The 14,850-nt window shown below is 63.5% G+C and carries 11 protein-coding genes; 4 read left to right on the top strand and 7 right to left on the bottom strand.

Features of this window, described 5'->3' with window-relative positions; all coding sequences use genetic code 11:
• Positions 1-25 precede the first annotated feature (25 nt).
• The 7 genes from NKH05_RS16140 to NKH05_RS16110 all read right to left on the bottom strand — a co-directional run bounded on the left by NKH05_RS16140 (position 26) and on the right by NKH05_RS16110 (position 9,406).
• Positions 26-811, bottom strand: coding sequence for an ABC transporter ATP-binding protein (locus NKH05_RS16140; protein WP_023719923.1), 786 nt, complete (start codon positions 809-811; stop codon positions 26-28).
• The gene (locus NKH05_RS16135; protein WP_352484520.1) at positions 808-1,584 is read right to left on the bottom strand and encodes an ABC transporter permease; all 777 of its coding nucleotides are present in this window, start codon (positions 1,582-1,584) and stop codon (positions 808-810) included. The genes NKH05_RS16140 and NKH05_RS16135 overlap by 4 nt, the downstream gene beginning before the upstream one ends.
• A 72-nt stretch (positions 1,585-1,656) precedes the next feature.
• Positions 1,657-2,607 carry an ABC transporter substrate-binding protein gene (locus tag NKH05_RS16130; RefSeq protein WP_023719922.1) on the bottom strand — a complete coding sequence of 317 codons (951 nt, stop codon included), beginning with the start codon at positions 2,605-2,607 and terminating at the stop codon, positions 1,657-1,659.
• Positions 2,608-2,718: 111 nt separating this feature from the next.
• Positions 2,719-3,570, bottom strand: a complete 852-nt coding sequence (locus tag NKH05_RS16125) for a DUF1194 domain-containing protein (RefSeq protein ID WP_023719921.1) — start codon at positions 3,568-3,570, stop codon at positions 2,719-2,721.
• Positions 3,571-3,666: 96 nt separating this feature from the next.
• Entirely contained in the window at positions 3,667-6,228 is a 2,562-nt protein-coding gene (locus tag NKH05_RS16120) for a GcvT family protein (RefSeq protein WP_023719920.1), read from the bottom strand.
• A gap of 268 nt (positions 6,229-6,496) precedes the next feature.
• Positions 6,497-6,760: a hypothetical protein gene (locus NKH05_RS16115; protein WP_023676533.1), complete on the bottom strand. Its 264-nt coding sequence runs from the start codon at positions 6,758-6,760 to the stop codon at positions 6,497-6,499.
• Positions 6,761-6,916: 156 nt separating this feature from the next.
• Positions 6,917-9,406: a mechanosensitive ion channel family protein gene (locus tag NKH05_RS16110; RefSeq protein WP_352484517.1), complete on the bottom strand. Its 2,490-nt coding sequence runs from the start codon at positions 9,404-9,406 to the stop codon at positions 6,917-6,919.
• A gap of 215 nt (positions 9,407-9,621) precedes the next feature.
• On the opposite strand from NKH05_RS16110, the gene NKH05_RS16105 reads away from it, so the two are divergent.
• From NKH05_RS16105 to NKH05_RS16090, 4 genes are all read left to right on the top strand, one after another.
• Complete coding sequence (locus tag NKH05_RS16105) at positions 9,622-10,881, top strand: sarcosine oxidase subunit beta (RefSeq protein ID WP_023719918.1); 1,260 nt, start codon at positions 9,622-9,624, stop codon at positions 10,879-10,881.
• A 91-nt stretch (positions 10,882-10,972) separates the two neighbouring features.
• On the top strand, positions 10,973-11,269 hold the full coding sequence (locus NKH05_RS16100; protein WP_023719917.1) for a sarcosine oxidase subunit delta: 297 nt from the start codon (positions 10,973-10,975) through the stop codon (positions 11,267-11,269).
• On the top strand, positions 11,266-14,262 hold the full coding sequence (locus tag NKH05_RS16095) for a sarcosine oxidase subunit alpha (protein ID WP_352961702.1): 2,997 nt from the start codon (positions 11,266-11,268) through the stop codon (positions 14,260-14,262). Before NKH05_RS16100 ends, NKH05_RS16095 begins: the two co-directional genes overlap by 4 nt.
• Entirely contained in the window at positions 14,255-14,842 is a 588-nt protein-coding gene (locus tag NKH05_RS16090; RefSeq protein WP_352484514.1) for a sarcosine oxidase subunit gamma, read from the top strand. The genes NKH05_RS16095 and NKH05_RS16090 overlap by 8 nt, the downstream gene beginning before the upstream one ends.
• Positions 14,843-14,850 lie beyond the last annotated feature (8 nt).

Raw genomic sequence — 14,850 nt, 5'->3', positions numbered from 1 at the left:
CATCAGCTGAAGAAAGTCCACTGAGTTAATGCGCTTCGGCCGTGCGCATTGCCTCGACGCGGATGTCTTCCGTCAGCCGCGCCTTCAGTGCCGAAAACTCCGGGCTGGTCTTCAGCGTATAGTGGCGCGGATGCGGCAGGTCGACGGCAACGTCCGACTTGATGCGGCCGGGCCGCGCCGTCATCACCACCACGCGCGACGCCATGAAGATCGCCTCCTCGATGTCGTGGGTGACGAACAGCACCGTCTTTTGCCGGCGCTCCCAGATGCCGAGAAGCAGTTCCTGCATCAGCCCGCGGGTCTGGTTGTCGAGTGCGCCGAACGGCTCGTCGAGCAGCAGGATCTCCGGATCGTTGGCCAGTGCCCGGGCAATCGCCGTGCGTTGCTGCATGCCGCCGGAAAGCTGCTTCGGCCAATGGTTCTCAAAACCTTTCAGACCGACCAGATCGACATAGGACGCGACGATGTCGCTGCGCTCGCGCTCGGCCATTCCACGTTCGCGCAGGCCGAAGGCGATGTTCTCGGCGACCGTCAGCCACGGGAACAGCGTATAGGACTGGAAAACCATGCCACGGTCTGGACCCGGCCGGTCCACCGCCTTGCCGTCGAGCAACACGCGGCCCTCACTCGGCGCTTCGAGGCCGGCGACGATCCTGAGCAGCGTCGATTTTCCACAGCCGGACGGCCCGAGGATGGTGATGAAGTCGTTGGCGGCGACCGCCAGATCGATCGGCATCAGCGCCTGGGCCGGTTGCCCGCCGCCGACACCGGCAAACGTGCGCGAGACGCCTTCAATAAGAAGCTTGCTCACGCCAGGCTCCATGGAAACAGCCAACGGTTGAGCGCCTTGAAGGCGAAATCGGACAACAGCCCAATCAGGCCGATGACGATGATGCCGAAGATGATCTGCCCCGTCGCCAGCCGCGATTGGCTGTTGATGATCATGTAACCGATGCCCGACGACGAGCCGATCAGCTCGGCGACGATGACATAGGTCCAGGCCCAGCCGAGCACCAGGCGCAGGGTCTCGGCAATCTCCGGCGCATTGGCCGGCATGATCACGCGCCGCACGATGCCGTTGTCGGACGAGCCCAGCGTGTAGGCCGCCTCGACCAGGTCGCGCCGTGTGCCGCCGACCTTGACCGCGATGATCAGAATGATCTGGAACACCGAGCCGACGAAGATCACCAGCAGTTTTTCGAGTTCGCCGACGCCCGCCCACAGGATGAGCAGCGGGATGAAGGCCGATGCCGGCAGATAGCGGGCGAAGGAGACGAACGGCTCCAGGAACGCCTCCACGGGCTTCCAGGCGCCCATCACGATGCCGAGCGGGACGGCAACGATGGCTGCCATCAGAAACCCGCCGAAGACGCGCCAGATGGTGATGAGGATGTCGAGCCAGAAGCGGTCCTCGACCAGCAGCCGCCAGCCGTCTCTCAGCATCGAAAGCGGATCGGCAAGGAAGATGCGATTGACGTGGCCGCCAAGCGTGATCCACGCCCAGAACGCCACGAACAGCACGAAGAACGAGATGCCGAGCACGGTTCGAATGCCGGGCGAGACCGGATGCAAGGGGCGCGGCATCGTCAACCGTCCTTTGATCTGAATGAAAAAGCGGCGGCGCAGGGCACCGCCGCCGGGCGACAATCCTGCCGGTCAGTCGGCGACGGCGCTGGTGTCGGCCAATGTCGAGACGTCGGGCGCTTCCTTGATCAGGCCCATCTGCAGCAGAAGCTCGCCGGCGGTCTTGGAAAAGTCCTGGAACTCCTTGGTGAAGAACTGCTTGTTTTCAGCCTTGTCGGCCCATTTCAGGTATTTGGCCGACTCTTCGAACTCCTTGGCCGACTGCTTCACGTCGGCGCCCATCGTCTCATAGGATTTCGCCGGATCGCTCTTGATCAGGTCGAGCGCCTCGAAATAGCTGTCGGCAAGCGCCTTGGCCGCATCCGGATTGGCCTTGAGGAACTCCGGCGTGCAGCCGACGGTGTCGAGCACCATCGGATAGTCGAGAGTGGTCACGAGGATATGCCCCTGCTCGGATTTTTCGCGCACCGCCGAGATGAACGGCTCATAGGTGACTGCCGCATCGTTCTGTCCGGCAAGAAACGCCTGCGCCGCGGCATCCGGCTCCAGATTGACGACCGTCACGTCCTTGGTCGACATGCCATTCTTGTTGAGCACCCAGGCCAGCATGAAATAGGGTGACGTGCCCGGCGCCGAAGACGCGACCGACTTACCCTTGAGATCGGCAACGGTCTTGATGTCGTTGCGGGCGACGATGCCGTCGGCGCCGTAGGATTTGTCGAGCTGGAATATCTGCTTGGTCGTCACGCCGTTGGCGTTCCAGACCAGCCAGGTCTCGACCGTGGTGGCGGCGCATTGCAAGTCGCCGCTGGCGATGGCGAGCGGCCGGCTGGCTTGCGGCACCTTCTTCAAGGTGACGTCGAGGCCATGCTTTTCGAAGATGCCGGCCTGCTTGGCGAGCGTCAGCGGCGCAAAGCCCGTCCATCCGCTGATGCCGATGCTGACCGATGTGGCGGCCATCGCCGGCGCGCACAACCCAGCGACAAGCGTCAAGCCTGTGGCAAGAATTCCGATCCTGTTCATGTCGGTTCCCCTTTTTTGTTCGGATCGGAATTGTGTCACAGACGCCCGCAGGCTTGTCAATGAAGCCGATGCTGCACTGCGGTATCTCACCGCCGGCAGCAAACTTCGCCATTAGCGCGTGTTGTACATCCAGCTGCGGTCGCGCCACATTTTTTCGCCGACCAGGCAGTCGGTGACGGGGCTGTCCTGTGCCAAGACCAATGGCGGATGCGCCGCCTCTTCCGCCGCTCGCTGCGGCGAGGCCGGACCGGCAAGCTCAAGCACCAGCTTGCGGCGGATGGCCTCCGGAAACTGCGTCCAGTCATTGACCGGGATCATGAAGGAACCCGGCCCACCGATGACGCAATCGCTGTAGTAACGGTCGAGATTGTTGACATCGTAAGCGCTGCTGAACCCGCCGCCCTTGGTCATCAGCGGCAGGCCGTTGACAGTGATGCCCTGCTTGATCACGGCGTCGCGGGTGATGTCGACAGGTGCGCCCTGGTTGTTGGGGCCGTCGCCCGAAATGTCGATCACCCGCTTGACGCCCTGGAAGCCGCTTTCGGCGAACAGATCGCTGGCGAATTCCAGCGCGCCGGAGATGGAGGTGCGCCTGGCACTGGCCGGCGGATGAGCGGAAAGCTGCGCTGCCAGCCGCTCGGCGTCGGCACGGTTGGCGATTACCGTCCACGGCACAACGACCTGCTGCCAGGTCGCGCCTGCCCATTCGACGTAGGTGACGGCAATCTTGCCGTGAGCGCCGTCGCCGATTGCCTGCAGCACGTCGTCGTGCGTCAGCGCCGCCGCATAGCCGTGGCGCTGGATTTCGAGCTCGTCGGGCGACATGGACAAGGATACGTCGACTGCCAGCACCAGTTCGACGTCAACCGGCTCGGCGGCGCGGGAGATTGCCGCCGGCCATAGCACCGACGCCAGCGCGGCGGCACCCGAGACGAGATGTCTTGCACAGGCAAAAGCAGACATGCCGCACGGTAAGCTAAAATCGACGACCGACAAAGAGGAAAGCCCGGCCGAGAGCGCGGCTGTTCCAGTCACGTTTTTGCGAGCACGTCTCTAAGTTCAGCTGCGCGGATTGAGGTTCTCCGGGTCGTAGAGCGGCCTGTAGCCGACGGCGGCCACTTCGACCGGGTATTTCTCGCCGAAATATTCGACGCTCAACTTGCGGCTCTCCTGGCAATAAGCCCAGGGCAGGTAGGCGAGCGCGATATTCTTGCCGAGGGTCGGACCATAGGCCACCGAGGTCGTGAACGACCGACGGCCGAGCTCGTCGACCAGCGTCTCACCGGTTTGCGGGTCCATCACCGGCATCGTGCCGACCGGATAGCGGGGAACGCCGTTGGAATCGGTATTGTCCGTCATCACAAGGGTGCAAAGCATGGCCGGCTGATGCGCCCGGGCGCGATATTCCAGATGCTTTGCCTTGCCGCAGAAATCGGCCTCCTTGACCTTCGGCCGGGCAAGATCAGCCTCCAGCAGATTGTACTCGGTCAAGAGATCCGCGTTCTGCAGGCGCAGGCTCTTCTCCATGCGGCGGCTGTTGGCATAGGTCTCGACGCCAAAGGCCATTACGCCGGTCGACCGCAGGGCGTCCCAGACGGCCAGGCCGTCCTCGTAGCGCATATGCAGTTCCCAGCCTTGCTCGCCGACATAGGAGATGCGGAAGGCGGTCACGTCCTTGCCGGCGATCCTGACAGGCTTGATGGCGGCAAAGGGAAAATTCTCCGGCGTCAGTCCGTCGGGATTTTCCACGACCTTGCTCAATGCCGCCCGCGCATTCGGACCCCAGATGCCGACGGTCACGTACTTCTCGGTCACGTCGGTGACGGTAACGTCGAAGCCTTTGTCTTCTGCCGTCCGGCGCATGTACTGGAAGTCGCGCGGTCCGGCATCGGCGCCGTCGATCACGCGGCAGCGGTCGGCCATGCGGATGACGGTCAGGTCGGCGCGCACCATGCCTTCCTCATCGAGGAAATGGGTATAGATGCCCTTGCCGATATTGCCGTCGCCGCCGATCTTTGCCGCGCACAGCCATTCCATCAGCGCGACGTGATCGGGGCCTTCGACGTCGTACATGGCGAAATGCGACAGGTTGACGATGCCGCAATCCTCGCTCATGGCGAGATGCTCGGCATTCGAGACGCGCCAGAAATGGCGGTTGTCCCACTCGTTTTGACGCATCGGCACCCGGTTGCCGTATTTCTCGAGCAAATGCTCGTTGGCGGCGTAGCCATGGGCGCGTTCCCAGCCGCCGAGCTCCATGAAATAGCCGCCGAGTTCCTTCTCGCGCTCCCAGAAGGGCGAGCGGCGGACATTGCGGGCCTTGGAGAAGGGTTCGCGCGGATGCACCGCCGGGTTGTAGACCTTCATCGCCGTTTCGGTGCAGCGGTCCCAGATGAACTGCTCTTTCGTCTGGTGCGGATAGAAGCGCGAATAGTCGATGGCGTGGTGGTCGATCGCCGTGCGGCCGTCCGTCATCCAGTCGGCGATGAGCTTGCCCATGCCCGGGCCATCCTTGACCCAGATGGCAACGGCATACCAGAGGCCCCTGACCTTCTGGCTTTCGCCCATCGACGGGCCGCCGTCCGCCGTCACCTGCAGCAGGCCGTTGAAGGAATGGCTCTCATTGTAGCCCAACTCGCCCAGGATCGGCGTCAGTTCCATGGCGCGCTCGAGCGGCGCCATGATCTGCTCCATGTCGAGATCGCGCTGCGACGGCGAAAGCCGTGCCTCGTTTTTCTCGAGAATGTCGCGCGGATGGCAAAGGCGCGGATTGGTCTCTTCGTAGTAGCCCCACTCGATCTGCCCGCCTTCGGCCGTCTTGGGATCGCCGGTATCGCGCATGTAAGCCGAGTTGCCCTGGTCGCGCAGCAGCGGCCAGCCGATCTCCTTGCCGGTGCCGGCGAACTCGGTGTACGGCCCGAAGAAGGTAAGCGGATGGTCGATCGGCATCACGGGCAGGTCCTCGCCCGCCATTTCCGCAATAAGCCGTCCCCAGATTCCGGTGCAGACCACGACATAGTCGGCTTCGATAGTGCCGCGGTCGGTCACCACGGCCTTGATGCGGCCGTTCTCGATGACGAGCGACTTGGCGGAGGTATTGGCAAACGCCCTGACTTTGCCGGAGGCTTCCGCCTGGTCGACCAGCTTGCCGGCGACCGTCTGCGAGCGCGGGATGACGAGGCCGGCGTCGGGATCCCACAGGCCGCCCTGTACCATCTGTTCTTCGATCAGCGGGAATTTTTCCTTGATCTCGGCGGGATCGATCAGGCGGGCGCGTGTGCCGAAGGCCTTCGCCGAGGCGATCTTGCGCTTGATCTCCGCCATGCGGGCGTCGTCGCCGACGCGGGCGACCTCGAGGCCGCCGATGCGCGCGTAATGGCCCATCTTTTCGTAGAAATCGATGGAATAGAGCGTCGTCCAGCACGACAGGAAATCGTGGCTGGTCGTGTAGCAGAAGTCGGAGGCATGCGCCGTCGAGCCGATATCCGTCGGGATGCCTGATTTGTCGATGCCGACAATATCGTCCCATCCGCGCTCGATCAGGTGATGGGCGACCGATGCGCCGACGATGCCGCCAAGCCCGACGATGACGACCTTCGCCTTTTCCGGAAACCCTGCCATTGCCCGCGACTCCAAGATGCTATTGCGCCAGACTATAGGGCGGCGCCGCGCCGCGCTTGCAGCCTGTTTGCGACATCGCCAAAAAAGCCCGCGCCACCAGCCCGTCGAATGCAGTTAGACCTACGCCTTCGCCCTGCTCAGTACGAAGGCGCTGCTAGAGCCCGTCCTGCGCAGCTTCGAAGAAAAGTGCATACCTTCATCGCCGATTACCGGAAGCAAATAAAAGGCCGGGCGTTTGCCCGGCCTTCAAAAAATCATGGCGTCGACTTTACTTGATGCGCGCGACGCCGCCCGAGATCTCAATGGTCTCCGAACCGGTCAGCGCCTCGAGGTCGCCATTCGGCAAGGTAACAAAACAGCCGCTCGGGCAAAATTCCACGGTTTCGCCGGCGGCCAGCGCCAGCTCGGTCTTGCCGCCGCCTTCGGTCACGATCAGCGTGCGGGTCTCAGCGTCCTTGTTGACCGCGCTGGCGGCATGGGCCGAACCGCCCACGGCCAGAAAAGCGATGGCGGCGACGAGAGACTTCCACATTTTGCAGTATCGGTGTTGCCACCGCCTCTGTTGCATTTTGCAAGGCATTCTCGCCGTTTGCAGGTGAGCTTATATGCAATGCAAGCTGAACGGCAACTGAATGCCGCATTCATGCCGCAATTGGTTTCCGAAGGCTTGAAGGCAAGCTCCAAACAGCTAGTCAGGATCAGGCTTCCGCACCTTGCGTCCCGACTTGGCGAGACGTTTCGCCTCCGCCACTGCCAGTGCTTTTGCTTGCTCTCGCTCGGCGAATTCGACTTCGATCTTGTCGTCGTCGATCGGCCACGCCTCGTGCTTTTTGGTCTCGACGACGGCGCGCGGCGCCGACGGAATTTCGATATGCTGGTCGGCGAACACATCGAAGATTGCAAAGCGGATGTCGTTCTGGACGATATTGCCACTAAGAACGTCTGCCAGGAACACGCGAATCTCGAATTCGAGCGCGGCCGGGCCGAAATTGGAAAACAGCACAAAGGGTTCCGGGTTCTTCAGCACCAGCGGATGGCTGCGTGCGATCTCCAAAAGGACGCCATGCACGTGCTTGACGTCGCTACCATAGGCAACGCCGACCTTGATGTCGACGCGGCCGAGCTTGTTGCGGTGCGTCCAGTTGCCGACCGCATTGTTGATCAGGTTTGAATTGGGCAGGATCACCGATTGCCGTTGGAACGTCTCGATCTCGGTGGCGCGCACGCTGATCTTCTTGACAGTGCCGCTGATGTCGCCGGCGACGATCCAGTCGCCGACCTTGAACGGCCGCTCGGCCAACAGGATCAGGCCCGAGACGAAGTTCGAGACGACATTCTGCAGGCCGAAGCCGATGCCGAGGGACAGCGCACCGGCGACCAGCGCGAGGCTGGAGAGGTCGATGCCGGCGGCCGAGATGCCGACCAGTGCCGCGACGGCGACGCCGGCATAGCCGACCGCCAGCCGGATCGAATTGCGCACGCCGGTGTCGACGCGGCCGCGCGCCATCACCGAGCCGTCCAGCCATCCCTGGAACCAGCGCGTCAGGAAATAGCCGATGATGAAGACAACGACGCCTGAGAGGATGCCGGTGATCGAGATCGTCACCGAGCCGATGGTCAGCCCCGTTGCCAGCTTGTAGGCCCAAGCCTGGATGTCGCCGGGCTGGAAGCCCCACGTCAACAGGATCAGCGGCAGGAACACCAGCACGATCATCACGTTGATGGCGACGCTGACGACCAGGCCGAGCTGGTCGAGCGCGGTCGGCTCATAGCTTGAATTGGCGGATAGCCAACGGCCGATCGAGCTATTGGCGAAGCCGCCTTCCTCGCCGATCGCCCGCGCCGACAGGAAGCCGATATAGGCGGTGACCAGGATGGTGCCGGTGATCACGACCTGCACCGAGACGAACATGGCAAGGCCGATATAGCCGAACAGCGCCGACGCGATGGTGAACAGCCCCAGCGCCACGGCGGTGTAACGCAGCCACGCCGGCCACGGCCGCCAGATCCCGTCGGCGGCCTTGAACGGCTTCAGCAGGCCCATCAGGATCAGGATGACGCCGACGATGATGGTGGCGACAAAGCTTCTGGCGATGGTCAGCGACAGCGGCGAGCCCATCTTGTCGTTCACGACCGACAGGAAATAATTGATGCCGATGGCGACGGCCATGGCCGTCGTCAGCCGCACCAGCCAGCGCGCCGGGCCGGTTTCGACAGGGATCAGACGCCAGTTCGGCAGTCGCGGCTCAAGCGCCGCATTGGTCAGCCGGTTGACGCAGAACACACCCGCGACAACGGCAGCCAGCGCATTCAGGAAGATGCCGATATCGCCGCGCAAGACGTTGTAATAATTGAAAAAGAAAATGGTCGAGGCAAGGAAGACGCCGACTGCCAGCGTCGGCAGCAATGTCGACCAGAACGCCACCGACAGCCGGCTGAGATAGGAGGGATCCTCCACCGAGGGGTCCGCTTCGAACACACGGCCGAACAGGCGCCGCCCGCCGACGAAAAGCACGGCGGCCAAGGCAAGCGCCATCAAGGCCGCGGCAAGAACGGCCTGGAACTTGAACTTGAAGGCAAAGCTCAGCCAGGACGACACCGCCTTGTAGAAACTGGTAAATTCGTTGTTGGCATCGGAAATGACCTCCGGGCTCAATGCATCGGACAGCACGTAGCGCTTGGTGAGCTGGTTGCGGAAAAGCTCGCTGCGCATATTGCCGATCTTCTCGATCAGCCCGCTGATGCGGATCGACAGGTTTTGCGCCGTGGCGATGACGGCATTGATCTCGGCTTTTTCGGAGGCCAGCGCCTGGCGTTCGCCGGTCACGATATCGGGCTCGGCCGGCTGGCCCGCGGCCGGCGGCGGGCCTAGCTGCTCTAGCCGGCTGTTGATCTCGCTCAGCCGCGGCCGGAAAGCGAGCGCGCTGTTGAGCGAGGCACGCGACATTTCTTCCAGCTGCAGCCGAATATCGACAAGGCTGGCGTCATCGTCGCCGTCCTGCTGGAACTTCGTTTCGAGATTGTCGGTCTTCGTCGTCAGGTCCTGGAGGATTTTCTGCTGATCACTGACCAGTCCCGCGGGCGCCTGGCCAAGCCCTTGCGCCACCGCTCGCAACGAAAGCGGCGCCGAGGCGACAAGCATCAGGACCAGAACGAAGCGGAGCAGTCGGAAAAACATGATTGTCTGGCGACTCACGGGCGATAAGGCGTTCTAAGGCCCGCTCTTGATAAAGACCGACATATCTGGGGGCAAGCCGTCCCTGACGGCCCGCTTTCGAAGTCGGCCATATCCAATCGAAGTCGGGGAGTCGAAAAGCGATGGCGCAATCTTGGCTTTGCGTTGGCCGCCTGCTCTATAGTCTGCCGCCAAGCCTGAAATGGATGACAATAAGAATGGCGGAATATTCGGCCTTTTCGCTTCTCAAGAACGCGCTGACCGGAAACAAGGACTGGAGGCCGGCCTGGCGCAAGCCCGACCCGAAGGCGTCCTACGATGTCATCGTCATCGGCGGCGGCGGCCATGGCCTGTCGACCGCTTACTATCTCGCCAAGGAGCACGGCATCACCAATGTCGCGGTGCTGGAGAAGGGCTGGCTCGGTTCCGGCAATGTCGGCCGCAACACGACGGCCGTCCGCTCCAACTACCTGCTGCCCGCCAACACGCGCTTCTACGAACATTCGATGAAGCTGTGGGAGAACCTGTCGCATGACCTCAACTATAACGTCATGTTCTCGCAGCGCGGCTGCCTGAACCTCGCCCACACACCTGCTCAGCTCGACGACTATGCCCGGCGCGGCAACGCCATGCGCCATCTCGGCGTCGACGCGGAACTGATGACCACGGCGGAGATCGCCCGCCTGGTGCCGGCGCTGGACGTCTCCGCCACGGCGCGTTTCCCGATCGTCGGCGGCCTGATGCAGCGACGCGCCGGCACCGCCCGCCACGATGCGGTCGCCTGGGGATATGCGCGTGGCGCAGATCGCCGCGGCGTCGACATCGTCGAAAACTGCGAGGTCACCGGCTTCCTGCGCGACGGCGACCGCATCACCGGCGTCACGACGACCCGCGGCGAAATCCGCGCTAAAAAGGTAGCGGTCGCGGTGGCCGGCAGCACCGGGCGGGTCATGCGGCTTGCCGGCATCGAGACAATGCCGATCGAGAGCCACGTGCTGCAGGCCTTCGTTACGGAATCGCTGAAACCGTTTATCGATACGGTCCTGACCTTCGGCATGGGCCATTTCTATATGTCGCAATCGGACAAGGGCGGCCTTGTCTATGGCGGCGACCTCGACGGCTACAACAGCTACGCCCAGCGCGGCAGCCTGCCGATCGTCGATGAGGTGATGAGCGAGATGCTGGCGCTGTTCCCGGGGCTCGCCCGCGTCCGCATGCTGCGCTCATGGGGCGGCGTCTGCGACATGTCGATGGACGGCTCGCCAATCATCACCACCGGTCCGCTGCCGGGCATGTATCTCAACTGCGGCTGGTGCTATGGCGGCTTCAAGGCGACGCCGGCTTCCGGCTGGTGCTTTGCCTGGACCATTGCCAAGGACGAGCCGCACGATCTCAACGCGGCCTTCACGCTCGACCGCTTTTACCGTGGCATGGTGATCGACGACAAGGGCCAGGGCGCCACGCCCCGGCTGCATTAGGCCATGATCCCGAACCGCAGGTCCGCGTCAGCGAAAAGTGGAAACCGGTTTTCGGACAAGATCATGGTCAAACGAGAAGTTTAAGAGATCCATGCTCATCACCTGCCCCTATTGCGGCCCGCGCGACGTTATCGAATTCACCTATCAGGGCGACGGCAATCGCCAGCGCCCACAGCCCGCGTCGCAAAACCTCGACGCCTGGAACGCTTATGTCTACGACCGGCTGAACCCCGCCGGCGACCACAATGAGATCTGGCAGCATTCCGGCGGCTGCCGCGCCCATCTCAGGGTGGTGCGCAACACGCTGACGCACGAGATCTCCAGCACTGCCTTCGCGCGCGGCGACCACAACTCGGTTGCGCGGCACAGGGCCGAGGACAAGTCATGAGCCCGCGCCGTACCGAGACCGGCGGCCGCATCGACCGGCTGCGGACCATCCGCTTCACCTTCGACGGCGCGCCTTATACCGGCCATGCCGGCGACACGCTGGCTTCGGCGCTGCTGGCCAACGGCGTCACCCTGTTTGGGCGTTCGTTCAAATATCACCGCCCGCGCGGCGTGCTGACTGCCGGCGTCGAGGAGCCAAACGCGCTCGTGACTGTGTTGAGGGGCGAGGTTCGCGAGCCGAACATTCCCGCCACCATGGTCGAGATCTATGACGGGCTGGCCGCAATGAGCCAGAACCGCTTCCCCTCGCTTGCCTGGGACGTCAATGCCATCAACCAGCTCGGCGGCAAGCTTTTGTCGGCCGGCTTCTACTACAAGACCTTCATGGGACCCGTGGTCGGTCCGCTGAAGGGCACGCGCTTCTGGATGTTCTGCGAGCATTTCATCCGCCGTGCCGCCGGCCTGGGCAAGGCAGGCACGGCTCCCGATACGGCGCGCTACGAACGCATGAACGCGTTTTGCGACGTGCTGGTAGTCGGTTCCGGCCCGGCCGGGCTGATGGCCGCCAGGGCGGCCGCCGATCAGGGTGCACGCGTCATCCTGGCCGAGCTCGAGCCGCATTTCGGCGGCTCGGCCAATTGGTCGGGCGAGACGATCGATGGCATGCCGGCCGCCGATTGGGCGGCGCGCGCCGCCGGCCAGCTTGAAGGCCATGACAATGTTCGCCTGCTGCCGCGCACCACCGTCTGGGGCTATTACGACGGCAACACGCTTGCCGCGATCGAACGCGTCACCGACCATAAGGAAACGCCGGACAAAGGCGAGCCGCGCCATCGCTACTGGACCATCCGCGCCAAATCGGTGGTGCTGGCCACCGGCTCCCTGGAGCGTCCCTTGGTCTTTCCTGGCAATGATCGGCCAGGCGTGATGCTGGCGCATGCGGCCGAGCGCTATGCCAATGAATATGGCGTGCTGCCGGGTCACAGGGTCGCGCTGTTCACCAACAATGACAGCGCCTATCGCGCAGCACTGGCGTTGAAGAAGGCCGGTGCCGCGGTCGTCGCCATCGTCGACGCGCGCCCGGAGCTTTCGAGCGAAATGCGCAAGCTGGCCGGCGAGACCGAAGCCGAGATCTTTTCTGGCCACGCGGTGATAGCCACCGAGGGCGGCAAGGCGCTTTCCGGCTTCAAGGTGCAGCGCTTCGACATGGCCAGTGGTGCGCTTTCCGGCGATGCGCGCAGCATCCACGCCGATTGCCTGCTGATGTCGGGCGGCTGGTCGCCGACCATCCATCTGGCCAGCCAGGCCGGAGCCAAAGCGGAATGGAACGAAGCGTTACAAGCGTTCCTGCCGCCGAAACCGACAACACGGCAATGGATCGGCGCCGGCGCCTTCACCGGCAGTTTCTCCACCGCCGAGGCGATCGCCGAAGGTCGCGCCGCCGGCCTTTCCGCTGCGGGCGCAACAGCCACGCCGGCGGCCTTGCCTGCCGTCGGGGCAGCACCTGGCGATCCCGATCCGGCACCGGTGTTCGAGATCAAGGCCGCAGGAAAAAGCTTCGTCGACTTCCAGCATGACGTGACGGCCGACGACGTGCGGCTGGCGCATCGCGAAGGCTTCGTCTCGGTCGAGCATCTGAAGCGCTACACCACGCTCGGCATGGCGACCGACCAGGGCAAGAGCTCCAACATACCAGGCCTCGCCATCATGGCCGAGGCGCTGGGCAAGCCGATCCCGCAGGTCGGCACGACGCGCTTTCGTCCGCCTTTTTCGGCGGTGTCGATCGGCTCGCTTGCCGCCGAACGCTTCGGCGATCTGAAGCCCGAGCGGCTGACGCCGATGCATGACTGGCACGTCGCCAACGGCGCCACCATGTATTCGGCCGGCCTCTGGTACCGGCCGATGATCTACGGCCATCCCGGTGAAACGATCGAGCAGGCCTATGTGCGCGAGGCGAGAGCCACGCGCGGGAGCGCCGGCATTGTCGACGTCTCGACACTGGGCAAGATCGCGGTGCAAGGCCCGGACGCGGCGGAATTCCTCGACCGCGTCTACACCAACATGTTTTCGACGCTGGCCGTCGGCAAGGCGCGTTATGGGCTAATGCTGCGCGAGGACGGCCTCGCCTTCGACGACGGCACCACCTGGCGGCTTGGCGAGCAGGATTTCCTGATGACCACCACCACCGCCAATGCCGGCAAGGTAATGCAGCATCTGGAGTATTTTCTCGACGTGATCTGGCCGGAGCTGAAGGTCCACGTCACCTCGGTCACCGACCAATGGGCCGGTGCCGCCATCGGCGGGCCGAACGCCAGGCAGATATTGGCTGCTTGCGTCAGCGGCACCGCTGTCGACAATGCCGCCCTGCCCTTCATGGGCATCGTCCACGGCGAAATCGCCGGCGTGCCGGTGATGATCTGCCGGCTGTCCTTCTCCGGCGAAATGGCCTTCGAGGTCTATTCCGGCACCGGTTACGGCACCCATGTCTGGGAGGCGCTGATCGAAGCCGGCAAGCCGTTCGGGCTGGTGACCTACGGACTGGAGGCGCTGGGCACCCTGCGCATCGAGAAGGGCCACGTCACCGGCGCCGAGATCGACGGTCGTACCACGGGGCGCGACCTGCATCTCGACTGGATACTGTCGAAGAAGAAGCCGTTTATCGGTTCGGCGATGATGGATCGCGAGGGGCTGATCGCGCCCGACCGCCTGGAACTCGTCGGTATTGTTTCGCTCGACAACCAGCCGCTAAACGGCGGCGCACACATCGTCGAGGAGCTTGACGAAGCCAATCCGCACGGCTCGCTCGGTCACATCACCGCTTGCTGCTATTCGCCGGCGCTCGGCAAATATATAGCGCTTGCCTTGGTCAAGGGCGGCAAGGCGCGGCGCGGCACGCGCGCTTATGTCTCCGACCCGTTGCGCAACCGGTTCGGGCCGGTCGAGATCGTCTCCAACCATTTCTTCGATCCGGACGGGAGCCGCATGCATGGTTGAGCGCCAATCACCGCTTGAGCCGGTGCTGCATCCAGGCTCGCATGGCAATTTCGAGCACGGTGTCGAAATCATCCTCTCCGAAACCAGGCCGGGTTCGATCCTGCAGCTCGCCGCCTGGCCCGGCCAGGAGAAGGCGTTGATGGCCGGCATCCATGCGGTCACCGGCCTGGCTCTGCCCGACGGCGCCGGCGGCGGCGTCACGGACGGCGTCAGATCGGTGTTCGGCTTTGCGCCGGGAAAGTTCACAATGGTCGATGAGGCCGAGGGATTGGCGTCGGCCTTTGCCGACGTCGTCACTCCGGCTATCGGTACGGTGACCGACCTTTCGCACGGCCGCACCGCGATCCGTATCGCCGGGCCGAAGGCCGAGTGGGTCCTGGCAAAATTCTTCGCCATCGACTTCGCGCTGCCGGCCTTCCCGATCGGCGCCGGCCGCTCGACCATGCATCACGACGTCTTCGCGCAGATCCAGCGCACCGGCGCCGATCAATTCGACATTTATGTGTTCCGCTCGTTCGCACGCTCGTTCTGGAAGGCGCTCTGCCACGCCAGCGAGGAAGTCGGTTACGAAGTGCAGTAGCTAGACGG

Origin of the sequence: Mesorhizobium sp. M1399 (assembly GCF_040317735.1) — a bacterium.
Taxonomy (GTDB): Bacteria; Pseudomonadota; Alphaproteobacteria; order Rhizobiales; family Rhizobiaceae; genus Mesorhizobium.
Note: the sequence above shows the minus strand (reverse complement) of the source record. Positions and strands in the feature narration are given on the sequence as shown.